2 protein-coding genes are annotated in these 1,118 nt (G+C 48.8%); both read right to left on the bottom strand.

From position 1 onward, the window contains the following. Window positions 1–9 precede the first annotated feature (9 nt). Window positions 10–867 carry a Kelch repeat-containing protein gene (locus KJS57_RS26000; RefSeq protein ID WP_213656845.1) on the bottom strand — a complete coding sequence of 286 codons (858 nt, stop codon included), beginning with the start codon at window positions 865–867 and terminating at the stop codon, window positions 10–12. Between the two features lie 65 nt (window positions 868–932). Continuing rightward, on the bottom strand, window positions 933–1,118 hold a 186-nt coding region (locus KJS57_RS25995), incomplete at its 5' end, for a hypothetical protein (RefSeq protein WP_213656844.1).

Here is a 1,118-nt window from a genome sequence, read left to right as displayed (position 1 = left end):
GTATCCCTCCTATCTTGTAGCTAGCCATGCTAATAAAGCTACTCTTTCTGGCTGGTCGTCCGTATAAAACACATCGACTTGCGTTAATCCACCGCCAAAAATGTAAATCGCCCCTTGATAATACACGGCACCCAATCCGCTCCGGTATAAAATCGGCGGTTGTAAATATGTTGATGTGCGCGTTAAAACATTCCATAGCTCCGCTGTTGGACCGCCGCCGATTAAGTAAACGCCATCTGGATGGGTAACTGAAACGTGGTCTTTGCGTTTTTCAAGCAATCTAATCGTGGTATAAACATCCTTTGCAGGGTCGTACTCAAGCATGTCACTAAGTATTTCCGAGTCATTTAACCCACCTGATATATAGACCTTCCCATTTTTAACAATTGCCGAATGTCCTCGCCTGCCCCTGATAACCCCAGTTCCAACGGCCCACGTTGAGTTTGCTAAATTTAAAATTAATTGATCCGATCTGTTGGCATAATAATGGTCTGCCGCACCAAAAAACACCCTGATCAGTCCGTCTAAATAAACTGCGGATGTAGAATGTCTCCCTTTGCCATCGGGTATTGATGCGCCCTGAGACCAACTGTCTGTGGCGGTGTTGTATACGTCGACCATAGTAATCCCGGTGTCGCCGCCATCAGTACCTGGAGGGCTTCCGTCACCTCTCAATCCGCCAATCACATAAATCTTGTCACCAACAAGACATGTGGCAAATGCAGAGCGTTTCCTAGACTCTGGCATCGGGCTACCTTGGGTCCATGTGTTGGTGTCAATGTCGTAAATCTGCATATGGTCCTTGCTCAGCACGTAGGCTTTGGACCCAACCAACTCCGCGCGGCAGTAACTCGCCAAGTTAGGCATGTTTGATATAGTCCTCCACCGTGCCGGATCGATCCGACTTGCTAACGCATATCCAATGGTATCCATCAGCTCACCGCCCTTGTGACGGATTGCAACCCGCCAACACTGTCATAATTAAGCGTGCTAGTTACGGTTTTGCCGCCTGCCGTCTCTTTAATCGTAGCAACGCGCCCATTGCCGTCATACGTGATTATCGTAGCCTTAACGACCGCCGAGCCGTCTTTTTCCTCGACCTTTGTCAATCGGCCCGC

Source organism: Paenibacillus vini (assembly GCF_018403325.1).
Lineage (GTDB): Bacteria > Bacillota > Bacilli > Paenibacillales > Paenibacillaceae > Fontibacillus > Fontibacillus vini.
The sequence above is the reverse complement of the archived record's forward strand: the minus strand, read 5'-3'. Positions and strand labels throughout refer to the sequence as shown.